Source organism: Bartonella sp. MF74HXZ, assembly GCF_042194445.1.
GTDB lineage: Bacteria > Pseudomonadota > Alphaproteobacteria > Rhizobiales > Rhizobiaceae > Bartonella > Bartonella grahamii.
In genome coordinates this window covers 105,192-128,294 of sequence record NZ_JBHIMW010000002.1, presented here as the reverse complement: position 1 = coordinate 128,294, position 23,103 = coordinate 105,192, and the positions used below count along the sequence as shown (strand labels likewise).

Here is a 23,103-nt window from a genome sequence, read left to right as displayed (position 1 = left end):
GAAGCTTTTTAGATTTATATTCTTTTGATAGAAGCCGGAGCATAATTGGTCTTTGCGTTTTGTATTATTCTTTGCTAAATCGCCTTATATGACAATAGATCGTAATTATATTCGTAATTTTTCCATCGTGGCGCATATTGATCACGGCAAATCCACTTTAGCTGATCGTTTGATTCAAATAACAGGTGGGCTTGATACACGTGAGATGAAAGAACAAGTACTCGATTCCATGGATATTGAGCGTGAACGTGGAATTACTATTAAAGCACAAACGGTACGTTTACACTATAAGGCAAAGAATGGTGAAACCTATATTTTAAATCTTATGGATACACCTGGTCATGTGGATTTTGCTTATGAGGTTTCGCGTTCATTGGCAGCTTGTGAAGGTTCTCTGTTGGTGGTGGATGCAAGCCAAGGTGTAGAAGCGCAGACGTTAGCAAATGTTTATCAAGCCATTGATAATTCCCATGAGTTGGTTGTTGTACTCAATAAAGTTGATCTTCCAGCAGCAGAACCTGAGCGTGTTAAAGAACAAATTGAAGATGTGATAGGCATTGATACATCTCAAGCAGTAGAAATATCAGCAAAAACAGGTTTGGGTGTTCCTGATGTTTTGGAGGCAATCGTAACACAATTACCACCTCCACATACAGGCGATGTTGCAAATCCCTTGAAAGCAATGTTGGTTGATAGCTGGTATGATGCATATCTTGGTGTCATTGTTTTGGTACGAGTGATAGATGGTATTTTAAAAAAAGGCCAAACCATTCGTATGATGGGTACGGGAGCAAAATATCCAGTTGAGCGCGTTGGGGTGTTTACACCTAAAATGGTACAGGTTGATGAGTTAGGACCAGGCGAGATTGGTTTTATCACTGCCTCTATCAAAGAAGTAGCAGATACACGGGTTGGGGATACGATTACTGAAGAGCGCCGTCCTTGTGAAAATGCTTTGCCTGGTTTTAAGCCGGCGCAACCAGTTGTATTTTGTGGTCTTTTTCCAATAGATGCTGCCGATTTTGATGATTTGCGTGCAGCCATGGGCAAATTACGCTTAAATGATGCGAGTTTTTCTTTTGAAATGGAAACATCCGCGGCTTTAGGATTTGGTTTTCGCTGTGGCTTTTTGGGACTTCTTCATCTTGAAATTATTCAAGAGCGATTAGAGCGTGAGTTTAATTTGGATTTAATCGCGACAGCACCTTCGGTTGTTTATCGCATGAATATGAATGATGGTTCTGTTAAAGAGTTGCACAATCCAGCGGATATGCCTGATGTGGTTAAAATTTCTTCAATCGAAGAACCATGGATTCGGGCGACAATCATGACTCCTGATAATTATCTTGGGTCAATTTTAGAACTATGCCAAGAGCGGCGGGGGATACAGGCTGGTTTGTCCTATGTTGGAACCCGTGCTATGGTAACGTATGATTTACCACTGAATGAAGTTGTTTTTGATTTTTATGATCGGCTAAAATCAATCTCAAAGGGTTATGCTTCTTTTGATTATCAGATGGCAGATTATGCAGAAGGGGATTTAGTTAAAATGTCTATTTTGGTAAATGGAGAGTCTATAGATGCATTGTCTATGCTTGTGCACCGCACGATTGCAGAAAAGCGCGGGCGTTCCATGTGTGAAAAACTGAAAGATCTTATTCCCCAGCATATGTTTCAGATTCCAGTTCAAGCGGCTATTGGTGGTAAAGTTATAGCGCGCGAAACAATTCGTGCTTTGCGTAAAGATGTAACAGCAAAATGTTACGGGGGTGATGTCACGCGTAAGCGCAAACTTTTGGAAAAGCAAAAAGAAGGCAAAAAGCGGATGCGTCAATTTGGAAAAGTAGAAATTCCACAATCGGCATTTATTCAAGCGCTCAAAATGAACAAATAATGAAAAAAGGAGTATTGTCTCTCATTGATTGCGCTTTTGCTTTTGTTGATTGGTTCAGGTGCTTAAAGAACACTTTTAAATAGAATTGCGCTGTGCTTGTTTTAGTGAATCATCACTCAATGCATCAAATTCCATTTCACAATAGGGGCTGTGAAAAATATAAAGTAACATACACTGTGAATGATATAAAATCCATTTGGCATTACCGTCTTTACGCGTCATAAAGATGCAAAGTGCACCTATCATTCTCTTTTTCAGCTCAAAATATTATGACAGTCCTTATCACTTGAGAGAATTTTCATTAAAAATATTTTTACTCTTTTCTTAAAGTGTCTCTTACCCACACACCAACTGCGTTTGAAACGTGCAAGGAAATGATAGTGATTGATTCACTATGAAAGGATTTGAAATGAGAGAATTCTTGTATTCGAGGTTATTATTCAAGTAAAAAAACGATGAAATATTATTATGAATTATCTTGTGTCTAAGAACGTAAAAGATCATTAATGGATGTTTTTTCTCGTGTTTTTTGATCAACGCGTTTTACAATAACGGCACAATAAAGGCTTGGTCCTGCTTCACCATTTGGTAAAGGTTTTCCAGGGAAAGAACCTGGCACAACCACTGAATAGGCTGGTACCTCACCGATAAAAATTTCACCTGTTGTACGATCAATAATCTTTGTAGATTTTCCAATAAAGACTCCCATTCCCAAAACAGCACCTTCACGGATAATACAGCCTTCAACAATTTCAGAGCGAGCACCGATAAAGCAATGATCTTCAATGATTGTTGGGTTTGCTTGCAGTGGTTCCAAAACACCTCCAATACCAACACCGCCAGAAAGATGGACATGTTTACCAATTTGTGCACAAGAACCAACAGTGGTCCATGTATCAACCATTGTACCCTCATCGACAAAAGCACCAAGATTAACAAAGGATGGCATCAATATAACGTTGGGTGCAATGTAAGCAGAATGACGTACAATGGCTCCAGGAACGGAACGGAAATTAGCACTTTTAAAATCTGCCTCTTGCCAACCAGAGAATTTTGAAGGAACTTTATCCCACCAATGTGTTCCATTGATTCCACCAGTGATAATTTGCATAGGATTAAGCCGAAAAGAGAGCAAAACCGCTTTTTTCAACCATTGATGAACATGCCATTGTCCATTTTTTTGTCGTTCTGCAACACGGATTTCACCTTTATCAAGAAGGTTCAATATATGTTCGATACTCTCACGGATTTCGCCTTTTGTGGTAGTATCGATAGAATCGCGATCGTCAAAAGCTTGTTGAATAATCATTTCAAGTTGTGTGAGATGGGTCATGACGAGAGTTCCGTTAAACAAGTTGAAAGCTTCAAGATTTATTCTCTATGAACTACGCGAAGAAATGTGTTCAGTCAATAAAACGATGAGGAAGTAGGACAGGTGTATGAAAAAAGGCTGTAAAGAAAAAATAAAAGGAGAGCAAGAAAATTGGACACCACTTCTCCATACGAAGGATGCTCTACAACAAATACATAAAATCTCTAATTCAGCACAAATGCGTTCGTCTACTTATCGCTTAGCCTATATCGATCAAGATTTTATGATGCGTCCAGAGTTGCGCTCACAACGTATTGGTCTTGAATTTTTAAAGCCGGAAATAACCCTTAAAGAATATGATATTCAATCAACAGTTGTTTTGTTTGGTGGTGCGCGTATCCCTGAATCTGGGCAAGCAGCGTGGGCTGCAAAAAATGAAATACAAAAGAAAAATTTGCGTGCTATGTCACATTATTACGATGAAGCGAGAGAATTTGCGCGTTTGTGCTCACTTTATTCTGCTACGAAAGAATATCGTGAATTTGTGGTTGTTACGGGAGGCGGACCAGGAATTATGGAGGCGGGAAATCGTGGTGCTTGTGATGTTGGTGCCCCAACGATTGGTTTGAATATTATTTTACCACATGAGCAGGAACCTAATTCGTATGTGTCGCCGCATTTGTGTTTCAATTTTCATTATTTGGGGATGCGCAAAATGCATTTTTTAGTACGAGCGAAAGCATTAGCTATCTTCCCTGGAGGATTTGGGACTCTGGATGAATTGTTTGAGACGTTAACTTTAGTACAGACGGGGCGTATGAAACAGGTACCAATTTTATTGTTTGGCAAAGAATTTTGGAGCAATACTATCAATTTTGAGTATCTGTCTGAACAAGGTACAATTTCTCCTACTGATGTTAATTTTGTGAAATTTGTCAATACAGCAGCAGAAGCTTTTGAAGAAATTCGTTCTTTTTATGAACTGCCTTGACGACTTTTAAGACGTTCACTCTTGAAGGATAATTAATACTCTACTTTAGTTAAATAAAGTCCTGAAGGAGGAGCAACAACACCACAATGTTTACGATCTTTAGCATGAAGAGCTGCTTCGAGATCTTGAGCTGTCCAACGTCCAATACCCACTTCCATGAGGCTTCCTGCGAATGAACGGATTTGATGATGAAGAAAAGAACGCGCTTGCGCATAAAGGAAAATCTCATCTCCTTCTCTTTGAACATCCAAACGGTCAAGGGTGCGAATAGGGCTTTTGGCTTGGCAATGTGCTGAACGGAAAGTGGTAAAATCATGTTTTCCTACAAGCTTTTGAGCAGCTTCATGCATGGCTTCAGCATTAAGAGGCTTTGGCAACCACCACACGCGTTTGGCATTTAAGGCTGGTGGAGAGCGACGATTAAGAATTTTAAAAAGATAATGACGTTTTACAGCGGAAAATCGTGCATCAAAGTCATCAGGGACATTTTGTACGTTTAAGATTGAAATCGCTTCTCCCTGTTTACGTAAAAGAGCATTGAGCGCATCACGTACAGTATGGGGATGCCAGTTTTTTATGAAATCAACATGCGCAACCTGTCCCGTAGCGTGTACGCCCGCATCGGTTCTTCCTGCTGTTGTTATGGTCAATTGTTGTCCACTAAAGGAAAAGAGTACCTGTTCAAGAGCTCCTTGTACAGTGTGAAGCTTTGCTTGACGCTGCCAACCAGCATAATTTGAACCATCATATTCAAGAGTGAGTTTAAAACGTGGCATCTTAAAAAACAGCAGAAATATGAGCACCTCGCAAAAAGGTTGCGCTATCAAGGACTTTACCACCCGATCTTTGGAGAGAGGTTATTTCTATCCGCCCTTGTCCACAATGGACAATCAAAGAATCTGGTTCTATTCGTCCAATTTCAAGAGAAGGACCTGTTGTTAAGCGACTATCAAGAATTTTTACACGTTCTTCTCGTCCCCCAATATTCATATTGCACCAGCAGCCAGGAGAAGAAGAGAGCGCACGGATATGCCTATGAATAAACTCTGCAGGTTTTGTCCAATCAATGCGGGTCTCTTCCTTTTTGATTTTGGCAGCATAGGTGATGCCTTCCTCTGATTGTGGGGTCAGTTTAAGTTGTCCTTTTTCAAGAGTTGATAGGGTTTCTACCATAAGTTCTGCGCCAATATGTGAAAGTTTGTTTAAAAGCTCAGCAGTGGTGGTGTTATCAGTAATGGGGATGGAGCGAGAAAGAGCGATAGGTCCCGTATCAAGTCCTTCATCCATTTTCATGATCATAATACCTGTTTCTTTATCACCAGCCATAATTGCTCGTTGAATAGGCGCAGCACCACGCCAACGTGGTAAGAGTGAAGCGTGGGCATTAAAACAACCAAAACGCGGCGTTTCGAGAATAGCTTTGGGTAAAAGGAGTCCGTAAGCTACCACAATAGCAACATCAACAGAAAGTGCTGCAAATTGCTCCTGTTGTTCGATTGTTTTGAGTGTTTGTGGCGTGAAGATGGGAATAGATTTCTCTTTTGCTACATTGTGAACAGGTGAGGGGATTAATTTAAGTCCTCGACGTCCTGCTGGGCGAGGGGGTTGACTATAAACAGCAACAACATCATGACCTGCATCCAATAAAGCACGTAAAATAGGAACAGAAAAATCTGGTGTCCCCATAAAACTTAATCGTAAAGCCATTACAAAACTGCTTCCTGCATGTTTTTTTCTTTTGCGCGTTTTTTAAATTTTCGTATCACCATATCGCGTTTGATCTTTGAAATGTAATCAATAAAAAGGCGCCCATCTAAATGATCAATTTCATGCTGCAAGCAAGTTGCCAAGAGATCGTCTGCTTCAATTTCTGTTTGTTTTCCTTCACGGTTCTGATAGCGAACACAAAGGCGTTTAGGACGTTCAACCTCTGCAAAATAGTCAGGAATAGAAAGACAACCCTCTTTATAAATATTACGCTCATCTGAAAGCCATAAAATTTCAGGGTTGATAATAACAAATGGTTTTTTCTGCTCATCTTCAGAATTTCCAGAGACATCTATAACCAACATACGTAGCGGTATACCAATTTGAATAGCAGCAAGACCAACGCCCTTAGCATTATACATGGTTTCCAACATATCATCCGCAAGTTTTTGTAGAGCTGAATCGACCTGATCAACGGGTTTGGACACTTCCCGTAAAATCGGATCAGGTAAAGTAACTAAAGATCTCATTGGCATAAGTAGAGATTAATCAATGGTTTGTTATTGGTCAATATTGAATAACGGATTCTTGCGTTTTTTTACAATAAGAGCGTTATATTATAATTTATGTTTGATTCGTTTTTTTCCATACTCGCTGGTGAGTTTTTTTCTAAACTAATGCTTTTGCTTTTATTTATATTTGTCTGTTTGGCATTTTTTATGTTGATACATTCTCATCGAAAAAAAGCATTTTTGGAAAATGAAATTGCTGAACGCGCACGTGAGGCACAAATGCAGATGGCTACCTTGCTGAAAACACAAGCTGAAATGCAAGGGAGAATGCAAACGATGGCGGAAATCTTTGGTCAACGGCAGGCTGAATTAAATAAATCACTCAGTGAGCAACTCAATGGGATGACAACAAGCTTAGGCCAAACACTTCAGGTACAGACCAAATCCACTTATGAAAATTTGAATCGTTTGCAAGAGCGTTTAGCAGTGATTGATGCGGCACAAAATAATATTCAATCGCTTACGGGACAAGTTGTTCAGTTGCAGTCCATTTTAAGCAATAAGCAGACACGTGGTACTTTTGGTCAGGGGCGGATGGAAGCAATTATTGCCGATGCCTTACCAACAAATGCTTATGCTTTTCAGGCTGTTCTTTCCAATGGAAAGCGCCCAGATTGTCTCATTCATATGCCCAATAAAGCCCCTTCTCTTGTTGTTGATGCTAAATTCCCTCTGGAGGCTTGGAATGCTATGCGTAAGGCAGAATCAGCGCAAGAGCGTCAAGAGGCAGAACGCCAATTTCGTACCGATATGGAAGTCCATATTCGTGATATTGCACAAAAATATTTGATTCCCGGAGAAACCCATGACACTGCTTTCCTTTTTGTGCCATCTGAATCGATTTTTGCAACAATTTATGAGGACTTTGAGGCATTGGTACAAAAATCCAATAGAGCCCATGTGATTATTGTTTCACCATCTTTGTTGATGCTCTCTGTCCAAGTGGTACAAACCATTATGAAAGATGCACGGATGCGTGAACAAGCGCATTTAATTCAATCAGAAGTAGCAAAATTGATGGAAGATTTTGGACGAATGGATATACGTGTTCGTGCGTTACAGAAGCATTTTCACAAAGCAGGTGAAGATATAGAGGGAATTTTGATATCATCCTCCAAAATTATGAAACGGGCAAATCGCATTGAAACTGTCGAATTAAAAGAGAATCATTCTGAACCAACAAAAATGACAACATTGGCTCAGTCGCAAACATTGCGTTTTGCTGACGAGGAATAAAGCAAAGCAAGCTTCTTAAATATCACAAGTCAGATCACGTTCTTTATTGATTGGTAATACTTTTTTAGTATCTCTATCTTGTTTTATTTCTTAAACGAGAGGAATAGGAAGATGCGACACCTTTTGTTTTTAGGGGCACTGGTGTTTCTGCTAGATGGGTGTGCAACGACCACTCCCACACACACAAACAATGCTTGTGCTATTTTGGCACAAAAAAATGGTTTTTTTGACAATTGGGGTAAGGCTTCTAAACGTGCAGAAATGCGCTATGGGATTCCTATGCCTATTATTCTTGCAACCATTAATATGGAATCGAGCTTTCGTCACAATGCACGTCCTCCACGTAAAAAACTACTTGGTTTTATTCCATGGAAGCGTCGATCGACAGCCTATGGTTATTCTCAAGCGCTTGACAGTACATGGGCAATGTATCTTCGCTCTACGGGCAGATCTTTTGCATGGCGTACGAATTTTGCAGATTCTGCTGATTTTATTGCTTGGTATCATCGTCAAAGTGTTCAACGCAATGGGGTGAGATTTGATGATGCATATAGCCTTTATTTAAATTATCATATGGGACATGGTGCTTATGCGCGTGGCGGGCGTGTCACTGCTGCACTTTCACAGGCAGCACAGCGCATGGCAAGGATATCGAGGCTCTATGAACAGCAATTAAAGAGATGTGGATGGCGTTAGGGAAGATTTTTGAAAATCTCAATTAGGGAATTGTTGCGGTAAAATTATTTGAGAGCCAAATTTCTTATGGTGTAATAAGGTTGTATCGTTTTTCTGATTGTTAAATGAAATAAATTGTTATTTTTTAGAATAAACCCAAGAGACAGAAAGCTTTTGCAATGCTCAATATATTTGACTGTACTCTCGATATTTTTACCTTCTTTGTTTAAAAAATTTACAATGGAAACTATATCCTATTTGGCTCAGGCATTTCGCACAGGTCTAAATATCAGAGATTATTAAAGAAAAATTTTAAAGTTTAATATCATTTTTTATTTTCATTATGCGTATTACTGGCTGATTATTACATGAATATTTTCTTTGTTAACGTATAAAATAGCAATCAAAAAAATGCAATTCGAGCATCATATTAAAGTAAGAATCTCGAATGGCGTAGGGTTTTATCATTTCAGATCTCTTGAGGTTAAATCAATAAAAACAATTGGCTTGCACATAACAAGCGTAATTGGCATGTGGATAAAAATTGTGAAAGAAAAGACTAAAAATGTTTCTTATGAACATTCTCAAAAGTAAGAATTATTGGCAACATTGGGAATTAGCACATATAATGATGGCGCCACTTTGCTTTTACAACTCAACCTTTCTTGTGACGGGAAAGGAAACAAAATTAATTGATTCAATATGTTATTTAAGCGTGAATATACCTTAGTATTGAGCAGGTAGATGCTACCCAAGGTGGGCAATTTTTTAATTGGCAGGACATCTGATCAGGCTAAAAATACTCGAAAAAAGTTCTGATTCACAATAATTGAGAAGTATATTTTAATATTTTATTCTCTCATCTTCGTTTAGATACTTCGTACCTTTTAAAAAGATGTCGATAACCAACATATTATGATTTTGTGGAAATATTGTGATAAAGAGAATTCAAATTTTGTTCTTTAAAACAAGGCGTAAGTTAAACAGCTCATTTTCCGTTTCTGTGCAAAGCATAAAAATTATCTACTTTCACGGTTACGACAGTAAAATTTTATAATCCAATCAATGATTAAAAATGTGTTATAATATCATAAAAATGCAAGGAACAGGCGCTATTGGAATGATGATTAAATAACACATAAAACTTTTAAATTGATGCACACGTTCCCTATTATAATTGATATTATAATTAATCCCCTTGATAGAATAGCTGGTCCTTTTGGTGGAGCTAAGCGGGATCGAACCGCTGACCTCTTGCATGCCATGCAAGCGCTCTCCCAGCTGAGCTATAGCCCCTATAAAAACAATTTTTCCCAAAAGGAAAGTATACAATTTCAGCTTTTCTAGAACGATCAAAATTGAAGATCAAGAAGAATTTACATTCAACGGAAAAGATATCCTCTTTTACTTCTCTTAAGCATCGTCATCATTAGAAACACCGCCTCCGAGAATATCAGTAACGTCATCATCTTCATCGTCATCATCATGAGATAAAAATGTATCATCGTCATCACCGAGATCTACATCACTATCTTCTAAATCAGGAAGATCGTCATCTTTAGAATCCTCATCATCCTCTTCAAGAAGCATAAAAGCAGATTTTTCAAGTGCTGTATCAAGCTCTTCAGCATCAACGTCTTCCTCATTGTTTGCTTCAGCTGCTGCAACTTCAAAGTAAGAACGCGGATAAGAAATTCCTGTATAGGGCGACACAATAGGATCGCGATTTAGATCGTAAAATTTTTTTCCTGTTTCTGGATCAACACGTTTAGTTCCAAGTTCTTGTTTTGCCATAAACCGTGCCTCTTTGATTAACTATTATTCCATTAAAAGATAAATTTTATGGTGCTTAATCGAAAAATAATACCTTTGTCAAAGATAAATACACTGTTCCACAGTGATTTTTTCATGACGTCTTTTAAAGCATGTGCTAAAGGATGCACAATTTCATAAAAGTTAGATAGAATTAAATAGAATTTCCATGCAAAAAGCAATCCCTATAACCACCTATAAATCAAGTAGTCTCTCTGGAAAAATTAAAATACCAGGAGATAAATCAATCTCTCATCGCTCTCTTATATTGGGAGGATTAGCAAGTGGTGAGACACATATTCATGGATTACTTGAAAGCGCTGATGTACTCAATACAGCTTCTGCTATGCAAGCTATGGGTGCCTGTATTATTAAAAAAGATGACTTCTGGACCATACGAGGAACAGGGAATGGTTGCCTTTTAGCTGCACAAAAACCTTTGGACTTTGGAAACGCTGGAACGGGTGCTCGTTTGGTTATGGGAATGGTTGGGCCATATCATATGAAAACAACCTTTATTGGTGATGCTTCTCTCTCTAAACGTCCAATGGGACGTATTCTTGATCCGCTGCGTCTCATGGGGGTTGAAATTGAAGCAACGCATGATGATCACCTTCCTTTAACACTTTATGGTCCGAAAATGGCTAATCCGATTCGTTACCGTGTTCCAATAGCTTCCTCCCAAATTAAATCAGCAGTCTTGCTTGCTGGACTCAATACCGCCGGCATTACAACTGTTATTGAACCAGTTCTGACACGAGATCATACGGAAAAAATGTTAAAAGCATTCGGTGCACAACTTGAAATAGAAAAAGATAATGAAGGTGCGCGTTTGATTCATCTTAACGGTCAACCCCATCTTATTGGGCAAACGATTCATATTCCGGGTGATCCTTCTTCTGCTGCTTTTCTAATTATCGCAGCCCTTCTTGTAGAAGACTCTGATATCACCATTGAAAATGTTTTGATAAATAATTCTCGAATAGGGCTTATCGAAACATTGTGGGAAATGGGTGCTCAAATTGAATTTTTGAACCGACGTCAAACAGGTGGAGAGGATGTTGCTGATCTACGGATAAAATCATCGGTTCTTAGAGGCGTTACGGTGCCCAAAGAACGTGCTCCATCGATGATTGATGAATATCCTGCTTTGGCAGTAGCAGCAGCCTTTGCAGAAGGTAAAACAGTGATGTTAGGAATTGAAGAGTTGCGTGTAAAAGAATCAGATCGACTGTCTGCTGTTGCTCAAGGACTCGAAATTAATTGCGTAGACTGTGAAGAAGGTCAAGATTTTCTTATTGTTTATGGGAAAGGTTCTGCCAAAGGTTTGGGTGGTGGACATGTCTCCACACATCTTGATCATCGAATTGCTATGTGTTTTCTCGTTTTTGGGCTTGTATCAGAAAAACCTGTTACCATTGATGATAAACGAATGATCGCTACGAGTTTTCCAGAATTTATTCCTTTTATAAAACAACTTGGGGGGAAAATCGCTTGAAGCCTTTTGTTATTGCCATTGATGGGCCTGCAGCCTCAGGCAAAGGAACCTTAGCACGCAAAATTGCTGCACATTATCGTCTTCGCCATCTTGATACTGGTCTTACTTATCGTAGTGTTGCTCATACGCTTTTACAACAAAATTTAGCTCTTAATGATGAAAAAAATGCTATTATTTATGCTAAAGAACTTGATTTTAATACCTTAAATCCTGCCCTTCTTTCTTCTCATGAACTTGGTGAAGCGGCTTCAAAAATAGCGATTAATCCTGCTGTACGCAAAATTCTTGTCGAAAAACAACGCAACTTTGCTAAAGTTTTGCCTGGCTGTGTGCTTGATGGACGTGATATCGGAACTATTGTTTGTCCTGATGCCGATATCAAGTTTTATGTTTTAGCCAATGTTCAAACGCGCGCCAAACGTCGCTATCAGGAGATTTTAAAAAAGGGTGTTCAAGCAAATTATCATGAAATCCTAACTCAACTTGAACAGCGCGACAGTCGCGATATAACGCGCAAACAAAGTCCACTAAAACCAGCAAAAAACACCCACTTGCTTGATACGTCAGAATTGAGTATAGAAGCAACATTTGAAATTGCATGTAGTTTTATTGATCCAATCATAAAAATGCATATAATTGGATAAATTCGTTAAGGTGACTTCCAGCCTAGCGCTAACTTTTTTTCCTTTATTCAAGGAAAAAGGCAGGGGGTTGCTTATGTTAACACTAACCTAGCGCTCATACCTTATAACACAAGGTATATATTAGGAGTTCTTATGTCACAATACAATCCCACAACAGCGGATTTTGAAGCCCTTTTAACAGAATCTTTTCAAACCAATGATCTTAATGAAGGATCTGTTGTTAAAGGTCGTGTTATTGCAATCGAAAAAGACATGGCCATTATTGATGCTGGTCTTAAAGTCGAAGGACGTATTCCTCTCAAAGAATTTGGAGCTAAAGCAAAAGACGGTTCTTTGCAAGTTGGCGATGAAGTTGAGGTTTACATTGAACGCATTGAAAATGCGATGGGTGAAGCTGTTTTATCACGTGAAAAGGCACGGCGCGAAGAAAGTTGGGTCCGTTTGGAGGAAAAATTCAATGCTGGTGCACGCGTTGATGGAGTGATCTTTAGCCAAGTAAAAGGTGGTTTTACAGTCGATCTTGATGGTGCTGTTGCTTTCTTGCCGCGCAGCCAAGTTGATATTCGTCCCATTCGTGATGTTTCACCTCTCATGCACAATTCTCAATCCTTTGAAATTTTGAAGATGGATCGTCGTCGTGGTAATATTGTGGTTTCACGTCGTACTGTTTTAGAAGAAAGTCGCGCCGAGCAACGTTCAGAAATTGTACAAAATCTTGAAGAAAACCAAATCGTTGAAGGTGTGGTGAAAAATATCACAGATTACGGTGCCTTTGTTGATCTTGGTGGGATTGATGGTCTCTTGCACGTTACAGATATGGCATGGCGGCGTGTTAACCACCCATCTGAAGTTCTCACAATTGGTCAAACGATTAAAGTTCAAATTATTCGCATCAATCAGGATACGCACCGTATTTCTCTTGGAATGAAACAGCTTGAAAGTGATCCTTGGGAAAGCATCAGTGTTCGGTATCCGATTGGTAAAAAAATTACAGGTGCTGTCACCAACATTACTGATTACGGTGGTTTTGTTGAAATTGAGCCAGGAATCGAAGGGTTGATCCATGTTTCTGAAATGAGCTGGACGAAGAAAAATGTTCATCCTGGAAAAATTCTGTCTACATCACAAGAAGTAGAAGTAGTTGTTCTTGAGATTGATCCTTCTAAACGGCGTATTTCTCTTGGCTTAAAGCAAACATTTGAAAATCCATGGGAAGCTTTTGCCAATAAATTTCCTGTCAATTCACAAATTGAAGGAGAGGTTAAAAATAAAACAGAATTTGGTCTGTTTATTGGGCTTGAAGGCGATGTTGATGGTATGGTCCATTTATCTGATCTTGATTGGAACCGTCCTGGTGAACAAGTCATTGATACTTACAATAAAGGCGATATCGTTAAAGCTGTGGTCCTTGATGTTGACATTGAAAAAGAGCGCATTTCTCTTGGAATTAAGCAGCTTTCCAGCGATAAAGTTGGAGAAGCAGCTGCTTCTGGCGAATTGCGAAAAGGTGCTGTTGTAACATGCGAAGTGATTGCTGTTAACGACAATGACATTGGTGTGAAGTTGATTGACCACAACCTTGAGACAACCATTCGGCGTGCTGATCTCGCGCGTGATCGTGATGAGCAACGTCCTGAGCGTTTCGCAATTGGACAAAAGGTTGATGCTCGCATCACAGCATTTGATAAAAAAACACGTAAAATTTCAGTATCGATTAAAGCTTTAGAAATTGCAGAGGAAAAAGAAGCTGTTGCACAATATGGTTCTACAGACTCGGGTGCTTCTCTTGGTGATATTCTTGGTGCTGCTTTAAAAAAACAAGAACAAGATTAATCATCAATCATTAAAGCTTACGGTGTTATTAAGGTCACTCATTTTAGGGTGACCTTTTTATTTTCTAAAAAAATTGTCTGCTCATTTTCTAATTATTGCGTAAAAAATTATAACTGCTTGCAACTAAAAACAAAAAGTTTGTTTTTTTGTCTATCAACGGTTCACTATTCAGATAAAATGCTTACAATTTAAATAAAAAACGATGTAATTGAATAACAATGGGACATTATGACGTGCATAATACCTTTCATAAAGTGCTTTTTTTCTCAAAAAGAGAAAAAAAACCATTTTATTAATACGGATTTTCCTCTTCGTGCAATTTATAAGGTACGGGAAGATCTTTATAACTTAGGGCATGATATAGCTTCTGGTAAAGAAATTTTACTCCCTGAATATGAAGGAGTAGAAGATTTTCGCAAGAGATTGAATGAAAATGCGAAACTTATTCTTAATGCCTTTCATACCAGTGATTTTGCAGCCCGAAATGATGAGACTATCGCACCGTCTGCTCAATGGCTCATTGATAATCATTACACCATTGATAAAACTATACAAAAGCTACGTCGTAATCTACCCAAGTCCTTCATAAAGCAACTTCCTCTTTCTACACACAAAGCGGAAATACCACGAATTTTTGCTTTAACTTGGCTTTATATTGCGCATACTGATAGCAGCTTTTCACAAGAAACACTCACTGCTATGACCAATGGATTTCAAGAAGTTTGTGCGCTCACAATTGGTGAATTGTGGGCTCTTCCTTCTGTTATGCAAATGCTGCTCATTGAAAATGTTCGTCGTCTTTCAGTACGTATCGAAAAAGCGCGACATATGCGCCATCTTGCTAGCCAAGTGGCTGATAAAATTTCTCTTGTAGAAAATAAAAAAAATCTACACTCTCTCTTTACGCAGTATAAACCATTTACTGTTGATCCAACGTTTTCAGCACATTTATTCTATCGCCTGCGTAGTGCATCTGTCGATTCAACCGTAGCATTAACTTGGCTTGAAAAGCAATTGAAAAGCCAAGGCAGTAGCTTAGAGATTGCAACAGCTGATGAACATACCCGACAAGCAGCAGATGGTGTGACCATGGGAAATATTATCCGTGCTCTTAAAGCTATAGATGATGTTGATTGGACAGCATGGTTTGAAACAGTGAGTTGTGTCGATTCTATTTTGCGTAAAAATAGTGATTTTTCTGAAATTGATTCTCACTCACGCAATATTTATCGACAAGTCATTGAAAAAGTTGCACGCTTTTCGCCTCTTAGTGAGCTGGAAATTGCACATAAAGTTGTAGAAATGGCAAATTCCACTTCTAAAGATATGCCTCATCATTCTTGTGTGGGGTGGTACCTTGTTGATGATGGTCGTGGCATATTTGAAAAGGCTTGTGGATATATCCCGCCCTTTCTCATAAAATGGACACGAGCTTCCTGTTGCTCAAAATTGAGAGTCATCGCCATTCCTGTCTCTTTTCTGACGCTCGCTCTTTTGCTTGTAATTTACGCCCTTTTACAAATATCTGGCATGACATCATGGATGTCTTTTTGCTTTACTGTATTAGCGCTTTTTCCTGCTATCGATGCTGCTTTTGCTTTATTTAACACTGTTGTTTCATGGTTTGTCCCATCAAGACAACTCATTGGCTATGAATATAAAGAAGGTATTCCAAAACATGCACGGACAATGGTTGTTGTACCTACTTTGATGACATCACGCGATGATATTGATGAACAAGTGCGCAATCTTGAAGTGCACTATCTTTCCAATCCTAAAGGTGCCATTCATTTTGCACTCATTACAGATTGGGTGGATGCTCCATTGAGAGAAACGCAAGATGATCTTGATTTATTGCACTATGCGCAAAAAAGTATTGATAAACTCAATAGTCGTTATCATTGTGATGAACTTCCTCTTTTTTTCCTTTTACATCGCCGACGCCTTTATAATACAAGCGAAAAATGTTGGATGGGATGGGAACGAAAGCGAGGAAAACTTCATGAACTCAATCGGCTCTTAAGAGGCGATAAAAACACAAGCTTTTATCCTCCCAATCCACACCTTCCTATGGATTGCCGTTTTGTTATGACGCTGGATTGTGATACACGTCTTACTCCAGAGAGCGTCGCGAAACTTGTTGGAAAGCTTAACCATCCACTCAATCATCCCATTTTTGATCCGCAAAGTGGAAAGGTTGTAAAAGGCTATAGCGTTTTACAACCACGCATTATTCCTTCTCTTACAACAGGAAAAAAAACATCAATTCTCCAACGGGTTTTTTCTATCAACCGTGGCATTGATCCTTATGTTTTTGCCGTTTCTGATACTTATCAAGATCTTTTAGGAGAAGGTACCTTTATCGGTAAAGGTCTTTATAATATTGATGCATTTGAACAAGCGCTTGATGGCAAAATTAAAGAAAATACTATTCTTAGTCATGATCTCTTAGAAGGAGGTTATGCTCGTACTGCTCTGGTAAGTAGCATAGAAGTCATTGAAGACTATCCAACCGCTTATAATATTGATGTTATGCGTTATCATCGCTGGATTCGCGGTGATTGGCAGCTTTTGCCTTATCTTTTTTCCCACCGTCAAATAAGTTCCGTGACGCGTTGGAAAATGCAGGATAATTTACGTCGTTCTCTTACTCCACTTATGTGGTTAATCGCAGCATTTGCAGGATGGACTTTTTTGTCTTTCAAGAGTGCAATTGTCTGGCAAATATTCTTGTTGTTTAGCTCCTTCATTTCTCCCATTCTATGTGTGTTAAAAACGCTAGTCTCGTCCAATATAGATCATTCTTTGCGTGGACATTTTCAATTAATTTGGAACAAAACTGCTCTTACAAGCGCTGATATATTTCTTAAAACAACGTTTCTTGCTCATTCGGCGTATTTTATGACCGATGCGATTATTCGTACACTCTATCGTATGACGATTTCAAAACAGCATCTTCTTGAATGGAAAACTTCTGCCGCAACAAAATCAATGCCCAATAGTTTGCGTTTCTATGTTTTTACAATGGCACCAGCATCGCTTATTGGTGTCCTTACTGTAGCACTTTCTCTTTTTTCTGATAGTTTTGCAAGCTTGATTGCTTTTCCTTTTGGGATAGCATGGTTTTTTTCACCCTTCATTGCTTGGATTGTGAGTCAACCTTCAACCTTTCAAGATAGCCTTGATCTTTCTTCAAAAGATGAAAAAAAACTTCGCTCTATTGCACGGCGTACATGGCTTTATTATACAACCTTTGTCAATGCACAAAACAACTATTTGCCTCCCGATAATTTTCAAGAAGATCCTGAACCTCTTGTTGCTCAACGTACATCTCCTACGAATATTGGCGTTTATCTCCTTTCTGTTATTGCTGCACGTGATTTTGGCTGGATTGGTTTTGAAGAGACCATTACCCGTATTGAATGTACATTACGCTCTCTTACAAAAATGGAAAAGTTCCGTGGTCATCTCTATAATTGGTATGAAACGGATACACTCAGGCCTCTTTTACCTACTTATGTATCAACCGTTGATTCAGGAAATCTTGCCGGTCATTTGATAACACTCTCTTCTGCCTTAAGTGAATGGGCTGAAAAACCGCCTCTTTTTTTTCAAATTGATCGAGAAGGCTTATCGGATGTTCTTGCTATTCTTGAAGAAACTGTCAAAGAAATTCCAGATCATCAACCCAATTTACGCTCGTTACGTCAAAAAATCGAAGAAAACATCACTCGTTTTCATGACTCTGTCTTCACTTTTGTAAAACAAGAAAATACGATACCTTCTCACATCATAGACCTTTCACATGCAGCCCACGATATTGTGCACTTAGTCAGTGAACTTGACTACAAAATTCAAACAATAGAATCTGCTCGTGCGCTTTCTTGGGCTAAATGCCTTATCGATACCTGTAACGCTTATCATCATGATGCGACTGCTCATTGTGATACTGAAAAATTACGTAAAAAACTAAACAGGTTGGCTATAGTGGCACGGCAAATAGCCTTTGATATGAAATTTGACTTTTTAGAACAGCCTAAACGGCATCTCTTATCCATTGGATATCGTGTTCAAGAAAACAAACTCGATGAAAATTGTTATGATCTACTTGCTTCAGAAGCACGTCTTGCAAGTTTTTTTGCTATCGCAAAAGGAGACATAAAACTTAAACATTGGTTTCGTCTTGGTCGACTCCTCGTACCCATAGGTTGGAAAGGTGCGCTCCTATCATGGTCTGGATCGATGTTCGAATATCTTATGCCATCTCTCATAATGCATGAACCTTTAGGATCTCTCCTAGATCAAACAAATCGATTGATTATTCGTTGTCAAATACAATATGCTCATAAACGGGAATTGCCATGGGGTATTTCAGAGGCCGCATTTAACGCTCGCGATCATTTAATGAATTACCAATACGCTCATTTTGGTGTTCCAAACCTCGGACTCCAACGTGGTCTTTCACGCAATGCTGTCATTGCTCCCTATGCCAGCCTTCTAGCGGCACAATATGCTCCTGCTTGCGCTGTCGCTAATTTAAAACGACTTCGTGATCTTGGAGCTTTAGGAACATATGGTTATTATGACTCTGTCGATTTTACCCCTTCACGCGTGAAAACAGGGGAAAAATACGCTGTTGTACGCAATTATTATGCGCACCATCATGGCATGTCTATCCTTGCTCTTAACAATGTTATTTTTCAAGGGCGAATGCGTGACCGTTTTCACCGTGATCCCATTATTGAAGCAACGCAATTGCTGTTACAGGAAAGAGCGCCTCATCTCATTCCTATTATTCATACCAAAGCTGTTAATCGTATGCGCAATAAGTCTCAAGCACTTGACGCCGCTCCTTTGCGCATTATTACAAACCCGTTGCTCAAACCACGAGAAACGTTACTTTTGTCTAATGGCTTTTATTTTACCATGCTAACAGCGAATGGTTCTGGTTACAGTCGGTGGCACGATTATGCGATTACGCGCTTTATTCCTGATGCAACAGAAGATCAACAAGGTACTTTATTCTTCTTACGCGATACGCATAGTGGACGGTGGTGGTCTGTTACTAGTGAGCCAACACGTGTTATTGAAGAAGAAGCTGTCAGCATTTTTACAGATGAAAAGGCTGAATATACAAAAATGGTTGATGGTATAAAATCAACACTTGAATGTCTTATTACATCTGAAGGATGTGGCGAAGGTAGACGTATTCAACTGATGAATACGACAAATAAAGAGCGCCTCATTGAAGTGACTTCTTATGGTGAATTAGCGCTTGCCACAATGGATACAGACGAAGCTCATCCTGTTTTTTCCCGTATGTTTATAGAGACAGAAATTGCTGAGGAAGGTAAAACAATTTTTGCTAAAAGGCGCAAACGTTCACCTAGCGATCCTGAAATCTATGTTGCCCATTTTGTCTCTAGTACAACAGATATTCTCCAAGAGACAGAAGCTGAAACGGATCGCTCTCTGTTTATTGGGCGGGGTCGATCTATTCATCGGCCCGCTGCATTTGACCAAAATGCTCGTTTCAGTAACAGTCAAGGTTGTGTTCTTGATCCTATTATGTCATTGCGATGCCGTATAAAAATTTCAGCATATGGAAAAGCAGAATTTATTTTTTGGACTTTTGCTGCTCATACAAAAGAAGCGCTGCATAATCATATTAAACATTATCGACAACCCGATATGTTTCAAAAAGAACTTTCAAGGGCATGGACGCGCTCACAAGTCGCACTGTATCAGAGCGGAACCCAGCCTAAAGAAGCTATTGTCTATCAAAAATATGCCACATCGCTTATCTACCTTGATCGAATATGGCGTCTTTCTCCTGAAATATTAGCAAAAACGCTTGGAAAACAGTCCGATCTTTGGCCTATGTCCATTTCAGGAGACAATCCACTCTGTCTCCTTAGATTAAATAACGAGGGAAATATCTCTGTACTGCGTGAGCTCCTTAAAGCACACGAATATTGGCGTATGCGCGGACTCATCGTTGATTTGGTAATTCTCAATGAACAAGTATTTTCCTATATACAAAATACACAACGGGCTCTTGAATGGGTCTGTGAATCTTATCGACACCACGCACAAGAGGCAGATGAACGCCAACATATTTTCATGCTTCAGCGTGACAAAATAAATGAACAAAGTTTTAAAACGCTTCTTGCATCAGCGCGCATCGTTCTTGATGCCCAAAATGGCTCTTTATCTGAACAGCTTAAACGATTTGATGAGAGTGATTTTGATCTTACAGTTCATAAAAATTATCATGAATTGCATGATCAATTAGATTACCAAAAATATAACGAAGGAAGGCAAGTTACAACACAAACTGAACAAAATTTTTTTGCTTCCATTGGTCTTATTAGCCAACGAAAACCATCTTCTTTTCTCATAAATGGAGAAGATCTAAAATATTGGAATGGTTACGGTGGTTTTAACCAGTATAACCATTATGTAATACGTCTTCATGGACGTACAACCACACCGCACCCGTGGATTAACGTCATCGCTAATCACAAATTTGGTTTTCATGTCTCTGCTGAAGGTGCAATTTTTACTTGGGTTAACAATAGCCGCGATTATAAATTAACTCCTTGGGCAAATGATCCAACATCTAACCGGCCAGGAGAAGCACTTTATCTGGTTGATCGCCAGTCTTTAAAACGTTTTTCACCCGTTTCTGCTGTAGAATGTGATGAAAATATTGTCTATGAGGCTTGTCATGGTTTTGGATTTTCAACTTTTAAATCGACACATTCAGAAATTGCATTAGAACTGACTCATACACTCGATCCGGAAAAACCAGTTCGCTTTTCACGTCTTACCCTCACGAATGAAGGGAAAAAACCACGCAGTTTACGCCTTTATAATTATGTTGAATGGGTTTTGGGAAATACCCGTACAAAATATGCCCCCTTCATTATTTCCTCTTATGAGGACAAAAGGGGTGTACATTTTATTCAAAATCCTTATCACATTGAAAAATCTCAACAAGTCACATTCTTATCGGCATCTGAAATGCCAACCAGCACCACAACCAATCGTGCTGAATTTATTGGTGCAACGGGAACCGTAACGCATCCAACAGCGATCCGTAAAGCTGGTGCTCTTTCGAATACCATTGAAGCAGGATGTGATCCTTGTTCAGCATTTTCCTATGATATTGATCTTCAAGCAGGGCAAACAAAAGAAATCATCTTTTATCTTGGCAGTGCTGAAAATAGACAAGAAGCTGAAAAATTACTTAATCACGTACGTGCAAGTGATTTTGAAATTCTGCTCACAAAACAAAAACAGCAATGGAGCGATTTTGTTTCTCCTTTTCAAGTTAAAACACCGGATCCCTCTTTTGATATTATGGTCAATCATTGGCTCCCTTATCAGACCTATGCATGCCGCATCATGGCACGCGCAGGATTTTACCAAGCTAGTGGTGCATTTGGCTTCCGTGACCAGTTACAAGATAGCTTATCTTTATTATTGCTGGAACCACAACTGGCACGTGAACAATTGTTAAACGCCGCCGCGCACCAATTTCTTGAAGGGGATGTGCAACATTGGTGGTTACCCGATACAAATGCTGGTGTTCGTATGCGCATTTCTGATGATATCGTTTGGCTTGCATATGCAACAGCTCTTTATGTCAATACCACTGGCGATGATGCCTTTCTTGATACGCTCATTCCTTTTATTGAAGGCGATGTTCTCAAAAGTGGGCAACAGGATGCTTATTTTCAACCCACCCAATCCTCAAAGGTTGCAACAGTTTATGAACATTGTGTTTTAGCTTTAGACCTTGCCATTAAACGTTGTGGACCCCATGGTCTCCCTCTTATTTTAGGTGGGGATTGGAATGATGGCATGAATTTGGTAGGTGTGGAAGAAAAAGGTGAAAGCACTTGGTTAGGATGGTTTCTTGGTACTACATTAAAAGCATTTATTCCTTTGGCCAAAAAACGTGGTGATAACAGCCATATGCAAATATGGAGTACATACCTTGAACGCTTAACAAAATCCCTAGAGGAAAACGGTTGGGATGGTGCTTGGTATCGACGTGGTTATTTTGATGATGGAACACCTCTTGGTTCTAAAATCAATGATGAATGCCAAATTGATACCATTGCTCAATCTTGGGCTGTCATTTCTCAAATGGCGTCGCCTGAACATCAAAAGCAAGCAATGACATCAATGTTGGAACATCTCTATGATAAAAAAGGCGGACTTATTCGCCTTTTTTGGCCACCTTTTGACAAAAGCACACTTGAGCCCGGTTATATAAAAGGTTATCCTCCAGGAATCCGAGAAAATGGTGGTCAATACACGCATGGTGCCATTTGGAGTATTTTAGCATTGGCAAAAATGGGGCAAAACGATAAAGCTTATGCGTTATTTTCTATGATTAATCCGATTACCCATGGACAAGATCCTGAGACTTATCGTGTTGAACCTTATGTGATGGCCGCAGATATTTATTCTGTTGAACCACGATGTGGTCAAGGCGGTTGGACATGGTATACAGGCTCAGCCGGTTGGTTTTATCGCGCTGCAACACAAGCTATTCTTGGAATACAGCGTCAGGGAGATCTGTTGTTTTTACAGCCACATTTACCCTCTATTTGGCCAAAATATGAAGCAACAATGAAGTTTTATGATGCCGTTTATACCATTAAAGTAAAATGGGGACCTAAAAATATGCTCCATGTTAATGGCAAAAAATATACCGAAGTTCATGCGGGGATAAAGTTACACAAAACAGGTCAGCATGAAATTATACGTATTGTTAAATCTTAGAGATGAAAGATGAAAAAGAGAGCAGACTTTTTTATTCTTGCTCAAAACTGTAGAGTTGTTATATCGCACCGCCTATATTGTCCGTGTTGGTGCATAATATTTTAGATTTTATGAAACTGAAAGAAAAAGG

At 39.1% G+C, this 23,103-nt stretch carries 14 protein-coding genes and 1 tRNA gene; 8 read left to right on the top strand and 7 right to left on the bottom strand.

All coding sequences use genetic code 11. The features are described 5' to 3' along the window. Positions 1 to 88: 88 nt before the first annotated feature. Positions 89 to 1,894 carry a translation elongation factor 4 gene (lepA, locus tag ACFIJ8_RS01935; RefSeq protein ID WP_012754493.1) on the top strand — a complete coding sequence of 602 codons (1,806 nt, stop codon included), beginning with the start codon at positions 89 to 91 and terminating at the stop codon, positions 1,892 to 1,894. A 75-nt stretch (positions 1,895 to 1,969) separates the two neighbouring features. On the opposite strand, the gene ACFIJ8_RS01930 is transcribed toward lepA, so the two are convergent. Further along, entirely contained in the window at positions 1,970 to 2,116 is a 147-nt protein-coding gene (locus ACFIJ8_RS01930; protein WP_375627978.1) for a hypothetical protein, read from the bottom strand. 262 nt (positions 2,117 to 2,378) lie between these two features. After that, a complete protein-coding gene (gene dapD, locus ACFIJ8_RS01925) occupies positions 2,379 to 3,227 on the bottom strand; it encodes a 2,3,4,5-tetrahydropyridine-2,6-dicarboxylate N-succinyltransferase (RefSeq protein WP_375638858.1) in 849 nt (282 codons plus the stop codon). Positions 3,228 to 3,333: 106 nt separating this feature from the next. Between dapD and ACFIJ8_RS01920 the strand changes: the two genes are divergently transcribed. Beyond that, complete coding sequence (locus tag ACFIJ8_RS01920) at positions 3,334 to 4,197, top strand: LOG family protein (protein ID WP_375638856.1); 864 nt, start codon at positions 3,334 to 3,336, stop codon at positions 4,195 to 4,197. Between the two features lie 32 nt (positions 4,198 to 4,229). Here ACFIJ8_RS01920 and truA read toward each other — a convergent pair whose 3' ends face one another. Genes truA through def form a run of 3 tightly spaced genes read right to left on the bottom strand, consistent with a single transcriptional unit; the run spans position 4,230 to position 6,440 of the window. Next, entirely contained in the window at positions 4,230 to 4,973 is a 744-nt protein-coding gene (truA, locus tag ACFIJ8_RS01915; RefSeq protein WP_273787496.1) for a tRNA pseudouridine(38-40) synthase TruA, read from the bottom strand. A 1-nt stretch (position 4,974) separates the two neighbouring features. Beyond that, entirely contained in the window at positions 4,975 to 5,904 is a 930-nt protein-coding gene (gene fmt, locus ACFIJ8_RS01910; RefSeq protein WP_273787495.1) for a methionyl-tRNA formyltransferase, read from the bottom strand. Then, positions 5,904 to 6,440 (bottom strand): peptide deformylase, encoded by a 537-nt coding sequence (gene def, locus ACFIJ8_RS01905; protein WP_273787494.1) that lies wholly within the window; start codon positions 6,438 to 6,440, stop codon positions 5,904 to 5,906. The genes fmt and def overlap by 1 nt, the downstream gene beginning before the upstream one ends. 90 nt (positions 6,441 to 6,530) lie before the next feature. Between def and ACFIJ8_RS01900 the strand changes: the two genes are divergently transcribed. Then, positions 6,531 to 7,712: a DNA recombination protein RmuC gene (locus ACFIJ8_RS01900; protein ID WP_026500134.1), complete on the top strand. Its 1,182-nt coding sequence runs from the start codon at positions 6,531 to 6,533 to the stop codon at positions 7,710 to 7,712. 111 nt (positions 7,713 to 7,823) lie between these two features. After that, the gene (locus tag ACFIJ8_RS01895; RefSeq protein ID WP_375638853.1) at positions 7,824 to 8,408 is read left to right on the top strand and encodes a hypothetical protein; all 585 of its coding nucleotides are present in this window, start codon (positions 7,824 to 7,826) and stop codon (positions 8,406 to 8,408) included. 1,199 nt (positions 8,409 to 9,607) lie between these two features. Here ACFIJ8_RS01895 and ACFIJ8_RS01890 read toward each other — a convergent pair. Then, positions 9,608 to 9,683 (bottom strand) — tRNA-Ala (locus tag ACFIJ8_RS01890). Positions 9,684 to 9,800: 117 nt separating this feature from the next. Beyond that, on the bottom strand, positions 9,801 to 10,181 hold the full coding sequence (locus ACFIJ8_RS01885; RefSeq protein ID WP_012754501.1) for a TIGR02300 family protein: 381 nt from the start codon (positions 10,179 to 10,181) through the stop codon (positions 9,801 to 9,803). A gap of 187 nt (positions 10,182 to 10,368) precedes the next feature. On the opposite strand from ACFIJ8_RS01885, the gene aroA reads away from it, so the two are divergent. The 4 genes from aroA (at position 10,369) to ACFIJ8_RS01865 (ending at position 22,973) form a co-directional block, all read left to right on the top strand. Then, positions 10,369 to 11,697: a 3-phosphoshikimate 1-carboxyvinyltransferase gene (aroA, locus tag ACFIJ8_RS01880; protein ID WP_273787493.1), complete on the top strand. Its 1,329-nt coding sequence runs from the start codon at positions 10,369 to 10,371 to the stop codon at positions 11,695 to 11,697. Then, positions 11,694 to 12,341, top strand: a complete 648-nt coding sequence (cmk, locus tag ACFIJ8_RS01875; protein WP_273787492.1) for a (d)CMP kinase — start codon at positions 11,694 to 11,696, stop codon at positions 12,339 to 12,341. The genes aroA and cmk overlap by 4 nt, the downstream gene beginning before the upstream one ends. A 132-nt stretch (positions 12,342 to 12,473) precedes the next feature. Next, positions 12,474 to 14,174 (top strand): 30S ribosomal protein S1, encoded by a 1,701-nt coding sequence (rpsA, locus tag ACFIJ8_RS01870; protein WP_026500132.1) that lies wholly within the window; start codon positions 12,474 to 12,476, stop codon positions 14,172 to 14,174. 228 nt (positions 14,175 to 14,402) lie between these two features. Further along, positions 14,403 to 22,973: a GH36-type glycosyl hydrolase domain-containing protein gene (locus ACFIJ8_RS01865; RefSeq protein ID WP_375638850.1), complete on the top strand. Its 8,571-nt coding sequence runs from the start codon at positions 14,403 to 14,405 to the stop codon at positions 22,971 to 22,973. Positions 22,974 to 23,103: the final 130 nt, after the last annotated feature.

Bases quoted from the DNA above. Each gene is read 5' to 3' on its own strand.
- lepA (WP_012754493.1), top strand. From the start codon at position 89: ATGACAATAGATCGTAATTATATTCGTAATTTTTCCATCGTGGCGCAT.
- ACFIJ8_RS01930 (WP_375627978.1), bottom strand. From the start codon at position 2,116: ATGACGCGTAAAGACGGTAATGCCAAATGGATTTTATATCATTCACAG.
- dapD (WP_375638858.1), bottom strand. From the start codon at position 3,227: ATGACCCATCTCACACAACTTGAAATGATTATTCAACAAGCTTTTGAC.
- ACFIJ8_RS01920 (WP_375638856.1), top strand. From the start codon at position 3,334: ATGAAAAAAGGCTGTAAAGAAAAAATAAAAGGAGAGCAAGAAAATTGG.
- truA (WP_273787496.1), bottom strand. From the start codon at position 4,973: ATGCCACGTTTTAAACTCACTCTTGAATATGATGGTTCAAATTATGCT.
- fmt (WP_273787495.1), bottom strand. From the start codon at position 5,904: ATGGCTTTACGATTAAGTTTTATGGGGACACCAGATTTTTCTGTTCCT.
- def (WP_273787494.1), bottom strand. From the start codon at position 6,440: ATGCCAATGAGATCTTTAGTTACTTTACCTGATCCGATTTTACGGGAA.
- ACFIJ8_RS01900 (WP_026500134.1), top strand. From the start codon at position 6,531: ATGTTTGATTCGTTTTTTTCCATACTCGCTGGTGAGTTTTTTTCTAAA.
- ACFIJ8_RS01895 (WP_375638853.1), top strand. From the start codon at position 7,824: ATGCGACACCTTTTGTTTTTAGGGGCACTGGTGTTTCTGCTAGATGGG.
- ACFIJ8_RS01885 (WP_012754501.1), bottom strand. From the start codon at position 10,181: ATGGCAAAACAAGAACTTGGAACTAAACGTGTTGATCCAGAAACAGGA.
- aroA (WP_273787493.1), top strand. From the start codon at position 10,369: ATGCAAAAAGCAATCCCTATAACCACCTATAAATCAAGTAGTCTCTCT.
- rpsA (WP_026500132.1), top strand. From the start codon at position 12,474: ATGTCACAATACAATCCCACAACAGCGGATTTTGAAGCCCTTTTAACA.
- ACFIJ8_RS01865 (WP_375638850.1), top strand. From the start codon at position 14,403: ATGACGTGCATAATACCTTTCATAAAGTGCTTTTTTTCTCAAAAAGAG.